12 protein-coding genes are annotated in these 17,736 nt (G+C 68.5%); 1 reads left to right on the top strand and 11 read right to left on the bottom strand.

The genetic code is table 11. The features are described 5' to 3' along the window. Positions 1 to 15: 15 nt before the first annotated feature. The 11 genes from ACFJIX_RS12020 to ACFJIX_RS11970 form a co-directional block, all read right to left on the bottom strand. Positions 16 to 987 carry a response regulator gene (locus ACFJIX_RS12020; protein WP_377161734.1) on the bottom strand — a complete coding sequence of 324 codons (972 nt, stop codon included), beginning with the start codon at positions 985 to 987 and terminating at the stop codon, positions 16 to 18. A 68-nt stretch (positions 988 to 1,055) separates the two neighbouring features. Next, positions 1,056 to 1,694: a response regulator gene (locus tag ACFJIX_RS12015; RefSeq protein WP_377160262.1), complete on the bottom strand. Its 639-nt coding sequence runs from the start codon at positions 1,692 to 1,694 to the stop codon at positions 1,056 to 1,058. Next, complete coding sequence (locus tag ACFJIX_RS12010; RefSeq protein ID WP_377160260.1) at positions 1,675 to 3,114, bottom strand: CHASE3 domain-containing protein; 1,440 nt, start codon at positions 3,112 to 3,114, stop codon at positions 1,675 to 1,677. Before ACFJIX_RS12010 ends, ACFJIX_RS12015 begins: the two co-directional genes overlap by 20 nt. Before the next feature lie 347 nt (positions 3,115 to 3,461). Continuing rightward, positions 3,462 to 4,511, bottom strand: coding sequence for an alpha/beta hydrolase family protein (locus ACFJIX_RS12005; protein ID WP_377160258.1), 1,050 nt, complete (start codon positions 4,509 to 4,511; stop codon positions 3,462 to 3,464). A 4-nt stretch (positions 4,512 to 4,515) separates the two neighbouring features. Next, positions 4,516 to 5,574 (bottom strand): GGDEF domain-containing protein, encoded by a 1,059-nt coding sequence (locus ACFJIX_RS12000; RefSeq protein ID WP_377160256.1) that lies wholly within the window; start codon positions 5,572 to 5,574, stop codon positions 4,516 to 4,518. Positions 5,575 to 5,636: 62 nt separating this feature from the next. Next, positions 5,637 to 12,446 carry an Hpt domain-containing protein gene (locus ACFJIX_RS11995; protein ID WP_377160254.1) on the bottom strand — a complete coding sequence of 2,270 codons (6,810 nt, stop codon included), beginning with the start codon at positions 12,444 to 12,446 and terminating at the stop codon, positions 5,637 to 5,639. A gap of 86 nt (positions 12,447 to 12,532) precedes the next feature. Beyond that, positions 12,533 to 14,794, bottom strand: coding sequence for a methyl-accepting chemotaxis protein (locus tag ACFJIX_RS11990; protein ID WP_377160252.1), 2,262 nt, complete (start codon positions 14,792 to 14,794; stop codon positions 12,533 to 12,535). Between the two features lie 61 nt (positions 14,795 to 14,855). After that, a complete protein-coding gene (locus ACFJIX_RS11985; RefSeq protein WP_377160250.1) occupies positions 14,856 to 15,374 on the bottom strand; it encodes a chemotaxis protein CheW in 519 nt (172 codons plus the stop codon). Between the two features lie 4 nt (positions 15,375 to 15,378). Then, the gene (locus ACFJIX_RS11980) at positions 15,379 to 15,744 is read right to left on the bottom strand and encodes a response regulator transcription factor (protein ID WP_088406380.1); all 366 of its coding nucleotides are present in this window, start codon (positions 15,742 to 15,744) and stop codon (positions 15,379 to 15,381) included. 122 nt (positions 15,745 to 15,866) lie between these two features. Further along, on the bottom strand, positions 15,867 to 16,262 hold the full coding sequence (locus ACFJIX_RS11975; protein WP_331615093.1) for a response regulator: 396 nt from the start codon (positions 16,260 to 16,262) through the stop codon (positions 15,867 to 15,869). A 125-nt stretch (positions 16,263 to 16,387) separates the two neighbouring features. Next, complete coding sequence (locus ACFJIX_RS11970) at positions 16,388 to 16,579, bottom strand: rubredoxin (protein ID WP_088406382.1); 192 nt, start codon at positions 16,577 to 16,579, stop codon at positions 16,388 to 16,390. Between the two features lie 134 nt (positions 16,580 to 16,713). Between ACFJIX_RS11970 and ACFJIX_RS11965 the strand changes: the two genes are divergently transcribed. Next, complete coding sequence (locus tag ACFJIX_RS11965; RefSeq protein ID WP_377160246.1) at positions 16,714 to 17,673, top strand: hydroxymethylpyrimidine/phosphomethylpyrimidine kinase; 960 nt, start codon at positions 16,714 to 16,716, stop codon at positions 17,671 to 17,673. Positions 17,674 to 17,736: the final 63 nt, after the last annotated feature.

Below are 17,736 nucleotides of genomic sequence, written 5' to 3'. Positions count from 1 at the left end.
GGCATCGGTGTCCCGTCAGTGCACCACGGCGCTGCCGCTTTCGGGCAGCCGCGTGCCGTGGGCGCGGGCCTCCGCCAGGATGAGCAGTCCGCGTGCGGAGACCGCATCGCGCGGATAGACGGCGAGGCCGACATGGCTGTCCAGCCTGACCTCATGGCCGCCCAGAGCGAAGGGGTCAGCCAGCGATTCGCGGATGCGGTCTGTCAACGCTTCCGCCTCCTGCGCCGATCCGCAGCGGGAGACGACCAGCGCGAACTGTTCGTTGGCATGCCGCGCCAGAAGGTCGGCCGGGCCGGCGCAGCCCGACATCCTCCGGCCGATCTCGACCAGCACCGGTGCCGCCGCCGACACGCCCTGGCTGCGCAGCAGCGCCTCCAGCCCCTTCAGCACGACCACCGAGACGGCCACCTTGCCGGCCTCGGCATGGACCATGCGCAACACCTGGTCCAGCCGCTCGAGCAAGGCGACCTGTCCGAGCAGGCCGGTCGCGGCATCGCGCAGCAACGGCGACGGCCGCTGCTGCCGCCCGACCACCAGCTCGCTCTGCAGCAGTTCATCGAGATCACCGAAGAGCGTCTCCAGCCCGCTCCCCTTGTCGTAGAAACCATCGGCGCCAGCCTTCATGCACATGTCTCGGTAGGCGTCCATCGCATGATGCGTGAGCATCAGGATGCGCCCGCGATAGCCCTTGCCGCGCAACCTGCGCAGCACGTCGATCCCGGTTCCCACCAGCAGGGTCATGTCCAGCAGCACCGTGTCCGGTTGCAGCCAGTCGATCAGCGCGATCGCCTGCGGCGCGGAGTCCGCCTCGCCCACGACGCGCGCGCCGGGCAAGTCTTCAAGCCGGCGTGCCAGGAGCCGGCGGATGGCCGACGAGTCCTCGACGAGAAAGATATCCATGAAGGGGTGCTCCGGATCGACGCGGCGACTGGTTGTCACCGCCTGCCCGGCATCTTGCGCGCGCCCTTGCGCCCGCAGCAGCAGCACCGCGCCCAAGCTGGTGTCGGGTTGCCTCCGCAGGGTTTGTCGGGCAATCACCTACGTCTTGCGCCCGATCACTGGATGTCCGTGAGACCGTGCTGGACGCAGTACTTCGTCAGCTCGGTGTTGTTGCGCCAGCCCGTCTTTTCGAGGATGCGCGCACGGTAGGTGCCGACCGTCTTGGCCGACAGGTGCATGGTGTCGGCGATCTCGGCCGGCGTCTTGCCGGCGGCGATCAGCAGCATCACGCGGTGCTCCTGCGCCGACAACTGCTCATGCGGCAGTTGCCCTGGCGTCGCGCCGCTCAGCAGCCCCAGCAGGTGATCCGCCATCGCCGCCGTGACATAGCGCCCGCCTTGCAGCAGGCGCTGCAAGGCGACGACGAGCTCGTCGGTCGCCTTGTCCTTCGGGAGGTAGCCGGAGACGCCCATCTGCAGCAGCCGCGCCGCGTAGGCGGACTCCGCATTGAGGCTCAGCACCAGCACGGGCACGCCCTTGATCGCGCGCAGCATGCGGCTGGCGCCCTCGGTCCCGCTCGCGTCGGGCAACGACAGGTCCAGCACCAGCGCGTCGGGCTTGTTCGCCTGGCCGAGTTGCAGCCCCTCGGCGATGGTCGACGCTTCGTCGATCACCGCCTGCGGCCAGTAACCCTGGATCAACTGCTTGACCCCGAGTCGCATGATCGGATGGTCGTCAACGATCAGAAATCTCATCCCAACCCTCCTCGTTCTCCCGCCTCGCGACGGCACCACCGGTGATGCCGTCCGCGCCCCCCGCATCGTCTGCGCCGGCGTCCAGCGGCACCCGGACGTCGATCCGCGTGCCGCGCTGGGGCGCCGGCCCGAACATCATGTCCCCGCCTGCGAGCACGGCGCGTTCCCGCATGTTCCGTAAACCTGACGCGTCCACCCGCACATGGCCGGGGCCCACCCCGTCGTCCTCGATCCTCAATCGGTACTCGCCGTCCTCGAGGCGCGACTCGATCGTCAATTGCTGCGCCTGCGCATGCCGCAGCACATTCGTCGCGGCCTCCTGGAGCAGGCGGAACAGCTGGTTGTGCTGCTCGGGCGTCAGCGCCTCGTCGGACGCGAGGTCGACATCGACGATGAGATCGCTCTGCCGCTGCAGCCCCTGCACGTAGTGCTGCACGGCTGCGGCGAAGCCGAAGTCGTCCAGCAGCGGCGGACGCAGCGTGTTGGCGATGCGCCGCGCCGCGCCGATGACTTCGTCGGCGATGGTCAGCATCTCCTCATGCATCGGTTCCTTGGCCGGCGCGATCTTGCGCGCCAGGGACAGCGCCAGCATCTTGGCCGCCGTGCCGAGCTGGCCCAGCTGATCGTGAACCTCTCGCGCCAGACGGCGCCGCTCCGCCTCCACGCTGCGATCCAGCTCCGCCGCAAAGCTCTGGATCTGGCCGAGCGCCTCGGTCAATTCGCGGGTGCGTTCGACCACGGCGCCTTCCAGTTGCGCGTGACTGTCGCGCAAGGCGCGCTCGGCCTGGTCACGCCGCTCGCGTTCCATCCACAGCGCCGCCATCGCCGCAGCCACCATCACGCCGCCGGCCAAGGGCAGCACCTGCGCCAGCAGCGTCGTCTCCTTCGTCTGGATCGCGACAGCCGATTCGATCCCGTCGATCCGCTGTTGCTGCACGGACTTCAAGCGGCCGAGTTCGCCGCGGATCTCGTCCATCAGCTGCTTCCCCGCCACGTAGGCCTGACGGTCCTTCAGCACCGATTCGCCCTCTTTCCAGCGGCTCTCGACCTGGCGTTCGACCTGCTGGCGGCGCTCGGCGATGAAGCGGTCCAGGCGCACGAACGCCGCTTCCTGGCGGTCGCCCGAATGCGCGAGCGCGGTCTTGAGCTCGGCATAGTGGGCATCAAGGTCGCGTTGGGCGTGCTCGTACGGCTGCAGGAACGCGGCGTCGCCGGTGATCAGGAATCCGCGTGTGCCGGTCTCGAGATCGATCAGCAGCGCATTGAGGTCGGAAATCAGTTGCTGCGTGCGCAACGCGTGGGCGCGCACGTTCTCCTGACGCGTCAATTCGCCAAGACTGCGGTACTCGCCGTAGGCGGTGGCCACGAAAGCAACGCAGCCGGCCAGCAACAGGCCCGCAGCCACCGGAAAGGTCAGCATGCGCATCAAAGGTCCGGGCTTGCGCGCCCGTGTTGGTACAACCCTGTGGACGACGGCATCACAGCGATGACATCCGCGCCGACATCCACCCCAGTGCTTCTGTGGCTCGCGACATGTCGTCGCGCCTCTCTACGGCCCCTCGCATCCGGGGCCGGTGTCGCGTCTCTCTGCGGAGACCGTTCACATGGGCCTAACGCTAGAGGGGTAGCGCCGGAAAAGCAAGTCCCTGCTCACGTGCCGCGTTCCGCGGAAGCCACGTCGACCCGCCGGAGTCCGCGCTCAATACACGACGTACTCGATCGCGGGGTCAGGACTTGACCCGATCGCACGTCCTGTTCAGGCTCGGATCAAGGGGCTTGCCAGCGTGCGAGCAACGCGCCGTGGCGCCGTTGCCAGTCACGCAGCGGCGCGTCCTCCCCGTCCAGGACCAGACGGAGATAGGCCAGGCTCAGTTCACGCGTGGCCGCCTTGACCTTGGGATTGAGGTCGAAGCCGCCGGTGTTCATCCGGTCGGTGAAGATGCTGTGCGAGCCGCCGCTGAACATCGCCAGCGCCTTGTGCGGACCGCCGGTCGCGTCGAACAGCGCCACACGGTCCGCCGGGCCGCTGTAGTAGCCAGGGATGGTGATCTCGTCGTCGGTGGCGCTGATGTGCAGCGTGGGGATGGCGATGCCGCCCAGGATGGGCACGGGGTCGCCTTCACCGTAGAACGGTGGCGCGGAGATCAGGATCGCCGCCTTGAAGCGCGGATCGGCCAGGGCGGGCATCGACGCGGCGCCCCCCAGCATCCCGCTTGACGCCGACACCTTGGCGCCGGCGAGCAGAAGGCTGGTGTTGGCGCCGTAGGAATGCCCGGCGATCGCGAGCCGTGCCGGGTCGAACTGAGGACCCAACGGCCCGGCGAGCAGTTGGTCCAGCGCGAAGCGCACGTCCTGCGTGCGGTCGACAGCTTCTTCCGGCTGGGCCGCATGCTGCAGCCGCAGGACCAGATTCAGCGAGTTGGACCAGCCGAAGCCGCCCGTCCACAGCCGGCGGTCGCTGCCGATGTGCTGGACGTGCATCGCGACCACGCCGTGGGCGGCCCAGTAGCTGCCAAGATAGCTGTAGCCTCGGCGCGAGCCGCCCATGCCATGCGAGAACACCACCACCGGCCAGCCACCGGCCGGGGCGGCGCCGCTGGGCCAATAGACGCGCACGGGGACCGCGCGATGGCGAGCGGGATCGGTCCAGTCGAAGTCCTGCCAGTGGTGGCTGCCGTCGTCGGCCAGTTGCGCATCGGGCTGCGCCGGCAGGTCAGGCCCGCTCGCAGGCGGGCGAGAGGCGCAGCCGATGAGCAGCGCCGTGAACGCTGCGGCTGCCGAGGCGGCGAGCGCGGTCCAGCGCCACGTCCTGGTCACGATGTCAGAAGAGTTCGACGTCGCTCAGGTGCTTCGCCTCGGACATCGCGCCTTGCGCGACCAGCGTGGCGTGGCTTTGCACCTGATTCCGTCCCGCGCCCTTGGCGTGATAGACGGCCTTGTCGGCGCGCTCGAAAGCCGCAGCCGGCGAATCGCCGCCGCGGATCTGCGTGAAGCCGATGCTGACCGTGATGCGGCCGACCTGCGGGAACGCGTACTGCGCGGTGTTGTTGCGGAATCGCTCGAAGGCATGGGCCGCGTCGGGCTCGTCCTCGCATCGCATCAGCACGACGAACTCCTCGCCGCCGAAGCGGTAGAGCAGGTCGTTGAAACGGAAGCTGCTGCGCATCAGCCGCGACAGCAACAGCAGGACCTCATCGCCGATCAGATGGCCGAAACGATCATTGATCGACTTGAACAGGTCGATGTCGATGACGCCCAGCCAGTAGCGCGGATGCACGGCGGCATGCCGGCGATCCTCGCCCGTCTCATCCTGCGCGGCGGCCTCGCCCAGCGCGCGCATCGGCAGTTCCGAGACGGCCTTCAGGAAGCTTTCATCGAAGGTCTTGCGGTTGAGCAGGCCGGTCAGCGTATCGCGCTCGCTGTAGTCCAGCAGCCCCTGGAAGTTGTGATAGATCCGCAGCACGCTGGAGACCATGCGCTGCGCCTCGGCCTTGAGGCGGCGCGCGGTGTGCAGTTCCAGCACGCCGACGACCTCGCGCTCGGTGGCGAGCGGGAACAGCGTCACCCACTCGTCGCCCTCGCGCTGCTGCAGCACGCTGCGCTGCGTGAGGCATTCGAGGCGACGCGCGTGCTCGGCCAGTCTGGGCAATGATTCGGGATCGACCCACAGCGAGTCGGCCGTGGCGACCGAGTCGCCCGAGCGCAGCCGTGCTCGGGTCAGCCAGCGTTGCTGGCCGGGCTCGCCGACGCAACGGTAGATCGCCACCGCGGCCACCGGGCCGTTGAGCAGATCCCGCAGGGCGGTGACGAGCGTGACGTCCATGACATCGCGGTCACGGAAGCCCGTCAGTTCGGCAAGATGGTCGACTACCCCGGACATGGTGTTTGCAGCGTGGAGGGAGGATCCTGGCGCCGGCTTTCCGATGTCCGGGAGGCCGGACGCTACGCCCTCGCCGGCTGGCCGGCGGACAGATGCGAAGTGTATCGGGCGATCAGGCCCAACAGGTGCTCTTCGTCATAGGGCTTGCCCAGGTAATCGTTGACTCCGAGCCGTTGTGCATACTCGCGGTGTTTCTGAGCGATCCGCGACGTGATCATGATCACGGGCAGTCCCGCCAGACGCGCGTCGGCACGCAGGTTGCGGACCAGATCGAAGCCGTCCATGCGGGGCATCTCGATGTCCGACAGCACGACCGTGGGCAACTCGTCACCGCCCAGGCGCTCCATCGCATCCAGGCCGTCCTTGGCCAGGAGCACGCGGTAGCCCTCGCGCTCCAGCAGGCGCTGCGTGACGCGGCGGACGGTCAGCGAGTCGTCGACCACCATCACCAGCGGTGCGAGCTGGACCTTGGCTTCCTCGACCACGACCTGGCGCGCCGCCGCTTCGGCGTCGTGCACGCGCTGCTGCGCAGCGTGGCCGTAGCGGTTGGCCAGCGCCACCGGGTTGTAGATCAGCGCCACGTCGCCCGACGCCAGCAGGCTGATGCCCGCCAGACCCGGCACCTGCATCAGCTGCGGGCCCAGGTTCTTGATCACGACTTCCTGGTTGCCCAGGACTTCGTCGCAGTGCAGCGCCAGACGCTGCTGCGCGCTGTGCACCAGTGCCACGGGCAGCGTCTTGCCATGGGCGAAGCCGCGGTCGCTGTGGCGCATCAGGCCGCCGAGCCAGTAGAAGGGCATGCGCTCGCCGGCCGCCATCAGCGAGCCGTCGACGTAAGCCTGCTCCACCGTCTCGACCGGCAGACGCTGCACCGACAGCATCAGCGCCGCCGGCACCGCGACCTTGCGATCGCCGTAACGCAGCACGACGACCTGCGTCAGCGCCGTCGTCAGCGGCACGCGCAGCTCGAAGCTCGCGCCCTGCCCCGCGGTCGACTGCGTCAGCACGTAGCCGCCCAGCGTGTTCACTTCGGAGCGGACCACGTCCATGCCGACGCCGCGCCCAGCCATTTCGGTCAGCGCATCGGCGGTGGAGAAGCCCGGCTCGTAGATGAGGTCCATCAACTGCGAATCGCTGACGTCCTGGCCCGGCTGGATCAGGCCCTGGCTCTCGCCACGGGCGCGGATCCGCGCCAGATTCAGGCCGGCGCCGTCATCGCTGAAGCGAACCTGGATCTCGTTGCCTTCCTGATGCAGGTTCAGCACGATGCGGCCCACCGGGGCCTTGCCGGCCTGCTGGCGGACGTCCGGCGTCTCGATGCCGTGCACCACGCTGTTGCGCAGCAGATGCTCGAAGGCGCCCGTCAGACGCTCCAGCACGGCGCGGTCCAGTTCGACGCCGCCACCGCGAATCTCGAGTTGCGCCTGCTTGCCGCTTTCGCGGGAAGCCTGCCGGACGACACGATGCAGACGCTCGCCCAGACTGCTGTCGAACTCCACCATGCGCGTGCGCAGCAGGTCGTCCTGCAGCTCGCGCGTCAAACGGGACTGTCCGGCCAGTTCGTCTTCGCCCGCCGCGACGTTGCGCTGCAGGCCGCGCTGGACCGTCGCCACGTCGTTGACGGACTCGGCCAGCATCCGGGTCAGTTCCTGGAAGCGGGTGTAGCGATCGAACTCCAGCGGGTCGAAGTCCTTGCCGGTGGCCTGCGCGGCTTCCTGTCGAGCGGCGATGCGGGCCTCGGCCTGCAACTCCAGCTCACGCAACTGCGTGCGCAGGCGCTCCAGGTTGTCGTCCAGGTCGGACAACGACGTGCGCATCTGGCCCAGCTCGGATTCCAGACGGGCACGGCGGATGGACACTTCGCCGGAGAGCGCGGCCATGCGTTCCAGCAGCGCGCCACGGACGCGCACTTGCGCGGCCGGAGCGACCGGCGCGCTTTCCAGCGGCTGGCCAAGATCAGCGACCTCGCTGAAGTGAGCCCAGTCGATCTCGATGTCGGCCAAGGGTGCCGCCACGACGGGTGCGGGCACCGGCGCCTCTTCGACCGTCGGCACCTCGGCGACCGGCTCAGCGATCGCGGCAACAGGCTCGACGAAGGGTTCGGCAATGGGTTCGGCGATGGGTTCGATCACCGGTGCGGCCGCAGGTTCTTCAACCGGCACAGCCGGTTCGACGAACTCCGCAATCTCCGCGGCCGGGATCTCCGGTTCGGCAATCACGTCACCGACCGGGGCCGGGATCGCATCCGAACCCTCGGCGGGCGATTCGACGGTCTCCACGGCCTGGACGGACGCGGGAAGCTCGGCGATCGGCGCGGCCGGCGCCATCGGTGCGGGCACCACCGGCGTCGGATTGCGCCAGGTCCGCTGGAGCGTCTTGAAGGTATGTTCCAGGCTGTCGCCGGCGTCCTGCAACGCGAGCAGTTGCTCGAAGCGGGGTTCGCCGTCGGCCAGGAGGTGCTCGATCTGCGATTCCAGGCGGTGCGCTTCCTCGCCGAGACGCATCGCGCCGGACAAGCGGGCGCCGCCCTTGAAGGTGTGCAGCACACGCATGCAGGCCGCCGCACGACTGGTGTCCGCCGGCTGGGCCGCCCACTCGCGCAACGCGCCGTGCAACTCACCCAGCAGGTCTTCGGCTTCCTCCTCGAAGATCGGCATCAGTTCCGGCTCGATCTGGTCGGGCTGGTTGAAGTCGAAATCGTCGTCGGTCGCCTCGGCGGCCCGATGGAACGCGGCCTGCGAGGTGGGGAATTCAGGCTCGTCCGGAACGACCGGCGTCACCGGAACGCTCAGCAGGCTGGCCGGCAGCGAGGCGGTGGACACTTCCTCCAGCGACATGGCCAGCAGGCCCTCGTCGCTGTCGGCATGACCGTCGGGCAGCACCGAGCCCGGCTCGAAGGCCTGCAGTTCGACCAGCAGCGCCGGATCGGCTTCCTTCAGGAATCCGGCGGCGAACTGATGCAACAGGCGGCGGATCTCGTCCGAGGCGCGTTGGAAGAGCGTCGGGTCGCCGACCTCATGACCCTGGGCGCGGCCCAGGGCATGTTCCAGGCAGCGGGCAAGCGTCGACAGGTCGTCGAAGCCGACCGTCGCCGCGCTGCCGGCCAGGCCGTGTGCCAGCGCTTCCGCGTCCTGCGGCAGCGGGGACTGCGGGAGCAGCGACCACTCGGTCAATTCCACCTGCAGACGGCGCGAACGCTCGTCGGCTTCGTTCAGGAAGATGTTGAACAGCGCGATGCTGATGCGCAGCGGGCCGATGACCTTGACACCTTCGTCGCTGTCCTCGGCGTCGACATCCTCGTCGAGCGTCTCGATCGGTGCCTCGGCGACCGGCGGAGTGACCGCCGTTCCGCCCACCAGGCTCAGCGCCGGCGCGTGCGTCGCGGGCACGGGCGGCGTGTCCAGGTCGAGGTCCGGCAGGTCCAGATCGGACAAGGTACGTGGCGACAGGCCTTCCGGCGGCGTGTCGACCAGCTCCTGCCCCAGGTCCAGCGTCAGCGACAGATCCGGCGCAGACGCCGCATCGATCGCGGTCACCGGTTCGGTATTCAGGTCGGACAGATCCAGCAGGTCCAACGCAGGCTCGTCGACCACCGACGCGACCGGCAGCTCGTCCAGCGGCATCGGTGTCGTGGCCTCGATCTCGACCATCGCCGCATCTTCCGGCCAGCCTGCCGGCAGGTCCATCGTCACATCCGTTTCTTCGACGGACGTCAGCGTCGGCTCCAGGGCCTGAGTCGGCTCGTCGTGGAAGACCGGCGACTCGACGGCAAGTGGCGACTCGGCTGTCGACGGTGTCGGCAACGACGACGGCTCGATCACGTCAGCCACGGTCGGCAGCGACATCGTCGTGTCGAGCGCGGGCAGGTCGGCCCCGGACAGCGCGTCCAGGTCGATCGAGGAACGCAGTTCCGGCACCGCCCGGGTCAATTCGGGCAGCTCGCCCGGGAAGTCCAGCGAGAAATCGGCGTGAGGCGTTGCGGGCTCGACGGCGGTGACGATGCCCAGGTCGGCCACCGGCAGCGCCGGCACGTCCAGGCCGGGAAGATCCAATGCCGGCAGATCCAGCGACGGCAGGACCGAGCCCGTCGGAACCGGTTCCGCGTCCAGGCTGGCGAGCAGGTCCAGCGCGGCCCGTTCGTCGGATGCAGGTTCGGACGTGGCCGGCTGCGCAGGCGCCGCGACCTCGTCGGCGAGCGACAGCTCCGGCAGACCGGACAGATCGATGTCATGGACTTCGTCGACGGTGGGAACCTCGACGACTTCAGCCACCTCGGCGACCTCGATCACGTCAGGGATCGAGCCGACCTCGACCACTTCCACCGTTTCGATGGCGTCAGGCAGGGCGGCGATCGGCGCGGCTGCGGGGGCGACCGGCTCGGCCGACACCTGCAGCGGCACGTAGCGGTTTTCCAGGCGCAGCGCGTCGGCGGAAGCGCGGAATGGCGCGCTGTGGAAACCGTGCGGACGCCCTTCGGCGATCGCGGCGGCCCAGGCCTGGAAGGCGTCCAGCGCTTCGTTGCTGAAGCGCAGCAAATCCGAATCGGCCTGCGGATGCTCCGACAGGCGCTGGTTGTACAGCTGCTCGCAGGCCCAGCCTGCTTCGCCGAACTCGTTCAGCCCGACCATGCGCGAGCTGCCCTTCAGCGTGTGGAAGGCGCGACGCGCGGTTGTCAGCTGTTCCTTGTCGCTGCCGTTGCGGGCGAGCGCGGTCATCGCCTCGCGAGCTGTCGTCACGACCTCGGCCGCCTCTTCCAGGAAGATGCCCAGCATCTCCTCGTCGATGGCTTCCTCGGCCTGCGGAATCGGCGCGCTTGGCGCCTGCGCCGGCGGGGCCGCCGGGGCGGCGGCCTCGATGAACTGCTGCAACGACTCGGCCGCATGGCTGCCTGCGGCGTCGCCGCCGGCCGACAACAGCTGCTGCTGCGCCTGCTGAGCCGCCTGCGCCATGCCGAGGTCGTCGGCGGCGCGGGCTTCGTGAGAGATCCGCTCCAGATCGCGGGCCAGATCCTCAGTCGAGCGATCGCCCTGCGCAACCGCTTGCGCCGTGGCCTGCAACTGATCGATCAGCTGGGGCTGTGCCGCAGCTTCCGCAGCGGCCAGTTCCTCCCCGTCCGCCTGCAGTTCGCTTTCGCGGCCCACCAGCGACTGCAGCAGTCCGGTGTCTTCTTCGAAGCGGAACATGCGCTTGGCCAGTTGCGGCTGCACGCTCAGCATGTCGATCAGGAAACCCAACGCGCCCAGGTTGTGGGCGAGCCGGTCGAATTGCGCGCGCGGCCCCGACAGCGTCGGATCGACCTCGGTGTTGGCCAGTTCGTCGACCTGGTCGCGCATCTTCAGCGTGGCTTGCGCGGCCTGCGACAGGCCCAGCACGCTGAACACGCCCCGCATCGCCTGCAGCTGTCCCGGCACCGGGATCAGCAGGTCGCGCTTGCTGGGGTCGCGGAAATACTCATCGCACTGGCGCTCGACCTCGGACAGGCTCGCGCGCAGTTCATGGACGACGGAGCCCAGCGTCTGCCGGTCGGCGACGCGGCGATAGAGCTCCTCCATCCAGCTCTCGAGCGCCAGCGGGGCCTCGCCGTGACCCACCGACTCGATGCGGCGGGCCAGGCTCTTCACGCGCTCGCCCTGTTCAGGCTGGTCGAAGGCTTCGTCCTCGAGCGCGGCCTCCAGATAAAGCATCGACGTGGCGATCTCCATCGCCAGCGCCGGCTCGGGCGCGCGGCCCGAACGCAGCGTCGTGACGACGGCGCGGCGCAGCGTGTCGCCCAGCACTTCACCACTCGGGAACAACTTCTGCAGCGACTCGGCGACGTTGGCGAACTGCTCGTCCAGGCCACCCAGCCGGTGGGTCTCGCCTTCGGCGGCAGAGGCCCAGGATTCCTTCGCCGCGACCACGCGACGCTTCGCGGCAGCGACCCAGTTCGGATCGATGCGGCCCAGCGCGTCGTCACGGTAGTCGACGGTGTCGGCCTCGACCAGGCCATAGGCCTGCTGCACCGCGCTCAGGCGCGGCGCGGAGCCGGGCTGCGCATGCTTGGCGGCGGCGGCAAAGAACAGCAGGTCCTTGGCCAGGCGCTCGGAAGGCGCCGCGTCGCTGCCGGCGCGCAGTTGCGCGAGCAGGCGCGAACCGAGCCGCTTGACCAGCGTGTCCACCGGCAGCAGGCCGCGCGATTGAGCTTCGAACTGGCCCGCGGCCAGCATCCACAGCGTCCGCGCGTTGGCCTGGGTCTGCGTCAGCGCCAGACCGGCGCACAGATCGCTCAGCAGCTGCCCTTGTCCCGGCGCCGGCGCGCGCATCTGCTTGAGCAGCAGCGCCTCGAACGGGGTGCGCATCTGCTCGGACGTCAGCGCGCGCACGCCACGGTCCAGCGGCAGTTCGCGCCAGCGGAATTCCTCGGTCCACAGGTCGGCCGGGTGGATCCGACCGGCGCCGTTGAGCTCCTGCAGCGTCTGGTAGGCGGGGAACAGCGCCAGCGAGCTCGGCTGCCCGCCAGCCAATGTCTTGGCGATGAAGGCGAGCACCGCGAAGTCCGCGCGCTCGACCGCCTCGACCTCGGCGATGCTCACGGCGGCCGGGTTTTCGGCCAGACGGAACAGCGTCGCCTCGGCGGCTCGAAGCAGATGCGCCGCGGCGGGCAGGCTGACGACCGCCAGCACGCCGGCGGCCTGGTGCATCTGCTGGGCCGCGCCTTGCAGGGCGGGACTGGGCTGGCCGTCGCCGCCCAGCGTCGTCGACCGCGCATCGGCATCGCGCAGCACGCGGCGAAGGGCCTTGTGCACCGATTCCAGCGTGCGGCGCAGCTCCTCCTGGACCCAGGCCAAGGGGCTCAGGTCGGCGGGGAACTCGGATTCGCGCGTAAGGTCCATGCTCGCTCTTGTTCTCTTCTAATTGTCGACGCGGTGCGGGGTGATCCCTGTTCTACCGGTGTGGCCGCGTGGTGGGGCCCGTCCGATCAGGACGTGACCTTGAACCGGGCCACCGATTGCTTCAGCGCTTCCGCCGACCGCGACAGCTCATGCACCATCTGGGCGGTGGAACGCGTACCGTCGGAGGTCTGCTCGGTCACCGCGAAGATGTGCTGGATGTTGGCGCCGACCTCGTTGGCGGCGCGCGCTTCGTTCTGCGCGACCGTCGAGATCTGGCCGATCAGGTCGTCCAGGCGACGCGACACCGAGTCGATGTCTTCCAGCGCGCGACCGGCCGCGTCGGACAGCTTCGTCCCTTCGACCACCCCCAGCGTGGAACGCTCCATGGCGGCCACCGCATCGTGCGTGTCCGTCTGAATGGTCTTGACCAGCGCCGCGATCCGGCGCGTCGCGTCGGCGGAACGTTCCGCCAGACGCTGCACTTCTTCCGCCACGACCGAGAAGCCGCGACCCGCTTCGCCGGCCGACGCCGCCTGGATGGCCGCGTTCAGCGCCAGCACGTTGGTCTGCTCGGTAATGTCCGAGATCAGCTCGGTGATCTCGCCAATTTCCTGCGAGGACTCGCCCAGCCGCTTGATGCGCTTGGACGTCTCCTGGATGTGGTCGCGGATCTGGTTCATACCGCCGATGTTGTTCTGCATCGCCTCCAGACCCTGCTCGGCCGCTTCCCGCGACTGGCGGGCCACGTCGGCGGTCTGCTGGGCCTGCGCGGACACCTGGTTGATCCGGTGCGCCATCTGCAGCACGGCCTCGCCGGTGGCGCGGATCTCGTGCAGCTGTTCGGTCGACGCGGCCAGCAGTTCGGTCGAGGTCTGGTCGACCTGCGCGGTCGTGTCCGTCACCCGGACCGCCGTCGTCTGCACCTGATGCACCAGCGAGCGCAGTTCTTCCACGGTGTAGTTCACCGAGTCGGCGATCGCGCCCGTGATGTCCTCGGTCACGGTCGCCTGGTGCGTCAGGTCGCCTTCCGCCACCGTCTGCAGTTCGTTCATCAGTCGCAGAATCGCGGCCTGGTTCGCGTCGTTGACGCGCTTGGCTTCCTGCTCCTGCGCCTCGGCTTCACGACGCTGTTCTTCCGCCATCTGGGCACGACGTGACTGGTCGGACACGTACAGCCGCAGGAAGCCGACCGAACCGATCACCAGCACCGCCAGCGAGGCCAGCATGGCGATCAGCACCGCCGGATTCAAACCGCCGGCGGATTCCAGGCCGACGCCCAGGTCGTCCAGGTCCTTGCGAAGCAATTCCGAGTCATTGAGCATCGCCGTCTGCGCTTCCCGCGCAGACACCAGGCCCTGCAGGTTCGACAGGATGGCAGTGGCCTGCGAGCGGGTCTGGTCGTACTGCGACAGCAGCACCTTCAGACGTTCGCGCACCTGCGCGTCCTTGGCGCCGTTCAGGCGCAGCTCGGGGTTGCCGTTCAGCAGCGCCTGGGCGATCTCGCGGAACGCGTTCAAGTCCTTGCCGAGCAGGAACACAGCCTCCGGGCTCACGCCTTCCTGCGTCAGGAATTCGTTGGCGGACTTGCCGATCCGCTGGGTCAGCATCACCAGCTGACCGACCGCGGCGACTTCGCCCGTCGGCGCCGAGCTCTGCAGCGACAGCGAGGCCACGGCCTCCGCGCTCTCCAGCAGGTCCGACGACTGCCGGTTGATCGCGCGCAGCGCGGCGCCGACCTGCGTCAACACCTTTTCCTGCGCCAGCATGACCTTGGTGTTCTTGTCGGCGCGCGCCACCATCGGGGCGATCTTCTCGAGCAGCGGATCCACCGAGCCCGGCGCCTTGGCCAGCTCACCGCTGCCGTCGCGCAGCGAGCCGATCACGCCGGTCAGGATCTCCGACGCTTCCTTCATTTCCGGGAACGCGTTCTTGTTGCCCAGCAGCGCAGTCGAGACCGCCTTCGCCAGACGCTGCGACTGCGTCGCTGCCTGACCCGCGCCGCGCACCTGCGCCGCGGAGCGGTTCGAACTGATCAGCGACCAGGACACCGTCAGCGTCGTGCCGATCAGACCGGCGGCCACCAGCGCCGTCAGCAGGCCGGTGCGGCGCTGCTCGGGCTGGCGGGCCACGGCCGGCATCGGCGTCGGCGATTCCGGGGCGGACGCCGAGGGCTGATAGCCCGCGGACGTGTCCTGGAACTCCGGCGTGGGCTGCGCCGTGGTGATGATCGAGGGCTGGAAGTCTTGCGTGTCCTCCGGCGCCGAGCCCGCGTCGGTCTGCGGACCGGCGTCGAAGTCGTCGTTGCCCTCGTTCTTGCCCTTGTTCTTGATCTTGTCCAGGAAGCTCATCTCACCCTCGTTTGATCTCGTTCGTCGAATCGGCGCCTGTGACGGGACCGTCGTCTGGCTATCAGTTCAAAACAATGCGCAGGAATTGCGGATGCTGCGTCAGCGCATCCAGGTCCAGCACTTGCCAGCGCCGGCCCTGCCCGTCGCGCATGCGGGCAGGAGCGAAATCGGGATGGCCGCCCGCATCGGGCTCGGCCTGGAGCTGTTCATCGCCGCGCAAGCCCAGCAGCTGGTCCACCAGCAGCGCGCAGTTGATGCCCAGTTCCGGATTGATCGACACCAGCCGGTGGGCCGATGTCAGCGGGGCCGGGCCCCGCAGGCCAAGGAAGGCCGACAGATCCACGACCGTATGCAGACCGCCCCGCAAGTTGGCCACGCCCAGCATCCAAGGTTGCGTGTACGGGACCGCCTGAAGCGGCACCGGCGTGAAAATTTCGCCGGATTGCTTGAGCGGAAGCAGCAGGCCGAGGCCCGCGCATTCGACCGCCAGCCAACTCGCGGCCTGCGGCGCCTCACGCGCCGCCTGCATGCGCTGCGCCAGCCGTTGTTGAAGTTCGCGCAGCGCTTGCTTGTTGGCCATGATGTCAGCCCAACGCCTTGATCTTGGCCAGCAGCTCGTCGGCCTTGACCGGCTTGACGACGTAGTCGCGCGCGCCCTGGCGCATACCCCAGACCTTGTCGGTTTCCTGGTTCTTGCTCGTGCACATGATCACCGGCACGTCGGCATAACGCTCGTCACGGGTGATGGCGCGGGTCAGCTGGAAGCCGTTCTGGCCGGGCATGACCACGTCCATCAGGATGAGGTCGGGCTTCTCCTCGGCCAGGCGCTTCATCGCCTCTTCGCCGTTCTCGGCGGTGCGCACGGTGAAGCCGCGTTTGGTCAGCAGGTCGCTCAGCGCGTGCAGCTCGGTCTTCGAATCGTCGACCAGCAGGATCTTGTGGATGGGCATGGGATCTCCCTCTGTCTTGGCTCGTGTCGATTCGCGTCGGTGGATTCGTCGTTCGAGCCAGGCGTGAGCGTCGTTGGATGTCGTGGATGAGGTCGTTGAAAGCGGGCTGTCCGTCGAGCCGGTCAGCCCACCTGGCAATGCTGTCGGACCGCCTGCAGCAGCTGGTCCTTCGTGAAGGGCTTGGTCAGGTAGTCCTGCGAGCCGACCATCCGGCCGCGGGCCTTGTCGAACAGGCCGTCCTTGGACGACAGCATGATCACGGGCACCGACGCGAACTGCGGGTTGCGCTTGATGATGGCGCAGGTCTGGTAACCATCCAGGCGCGGCATCAGGATGTCGCAGAACACGAGGTCCGGCTGGTAATCGCTCAGCTTGGCCAGCGCGTCGAAACCGTCTTCGGCCAGGACGACCTCATGGCCGCCCTGCTTCAGGAAGATCTCGGCGCTGCGGCGGATCGTGTTGCTGTCATCGATGACCAGCACCTTGGTCGCCGTGCGGGGGCTTGCGCTGGAATCCAAGCTCTTCTCCGTATTGTTCAGACAATGGTTGTCAAAGAGATTTCAGGCTCGCGACAGGCGCCGAGCACTGGAAGGAACGCCGGATGATCGAGGACCGGCACCTGGCCGAAAGCTCGATGCGAGGGTCAGATCTGGACCATTTCGAAGTCTTCCTTGCGGGCGCCGCATTCGGGACAGGTCCAGTTCATGTCGACATCTTCCCAGCGCGTGCCGGCAGCGATGCCGTGTTCAGGGTCGCCCACGGCCTCGTCGTACATCCAGCCGCAGATCAGGCACATCCAGGTCCTTGCTTCGCTCACGATGGGTTGACTTTGCATCACTACAATGATCGAAAGATTGTAGCCATGCCCCCGGTCAGGCCCGGGGGGCGGAAGTACCGATGAAACAACAGTCGGTTGCGGTGCTTCTTCACGTTATGCGCACCAGTTCACGGCTTATCGCCGAACCATTCATGAGCCGCCCAGACCCGCACCAACAAGATCCCCAGGACGCCGCCGCGATCGATGACCAGGACTCGCCGCCCCCGGCCTGCGTGATGAGCTTCAACGCGTCCGACCCCAGCGGCGCGGGCGGCAGCGCCGGCGACGTCGCCACCATCGCCGCCATGGGCGCGCACGCCCTGCCGGTCGTCACCGCCATCGTCATGCGCGACACGGCCGAGGTCTTCGACCACCAGACCCTGGACGGCGACTGCATCGTCGAGCAGGCGCGCTCCATCCTCGAGGACGTCCCGGTCGCCGCCTGGAAGGTCGGCTTCCTGGGCAGCGCCGAAGGCGTCTCCTCGGTCGCCGAGGTCCTGTCCGACTATCCCGACGTGCCGCTGGTGGCCTACCTGCCCAGCATCTCCTGGCTGGACGAGGAACAGCAGCAGAGCTACCTCGACGCGTTCCGGGAGCTGGTGCTGCCGCAGACGCTGGTGCTGGTCGGCAACCAGAAGACGCTGAGCGACTGCCTGCTGCCCGACTGGGACGCGGACCGCCCGGCGTCCCCGCGCGAGCTGGCCGTCGCCGCGCAGCAACACGGCGCCGCCAACGTGCTGGTGACCGGCATCCAGCTGCCCAACCAGTACATCGACAACGTGCTGGCCAACTCCCAGGGCGCGATCACCGGGGAGAAGTTCGAGCGTTTCGAGGCCAGCTTCGTCGGCTCGGGCGACACGCTGTCGGCGGCGCTGGCGGCGCTGCTGTCGGTCGGCTCGGAGCCGCACGACGCCGTCGGCGAGGCGCTCGCCTTCCTCGACCAGTCGCTGGAGGCGGGCTTCCGCCCCGGCATGGGCAACGTCGTGCCGGACCGCTTCTTCTGGGCGCTGCCGCCCGGCGAGGAGGGGGAGGAAGGCGCCGAGACCGCGCCGGCCACCGACGAGATGCCGATCGACGAGCCGCCCAGCCGCGGCCCTCGCCGCATCCATTGAGACCGCCGAGGGCGCCCGCGCGGCGCCCTTGTCCTTTTCCGCCTTGAGTTGGCCGAGCGCCAC

The sequence above is a fragment of the Roseateles sp. UC29_93 genome, from assembly GCF_042695725.1.
In the GTDB taxonomy this organism is placed as follows: Bacteria; Pseudomonadota; Gammaproteobacteria; order Burkholderiales; family Burkholderiaceae_C; genus Roseateles; species Roseateles noduli_A.
This window is presented reverse-complemented; position numbering and strand designations above follow the sequence as displayed.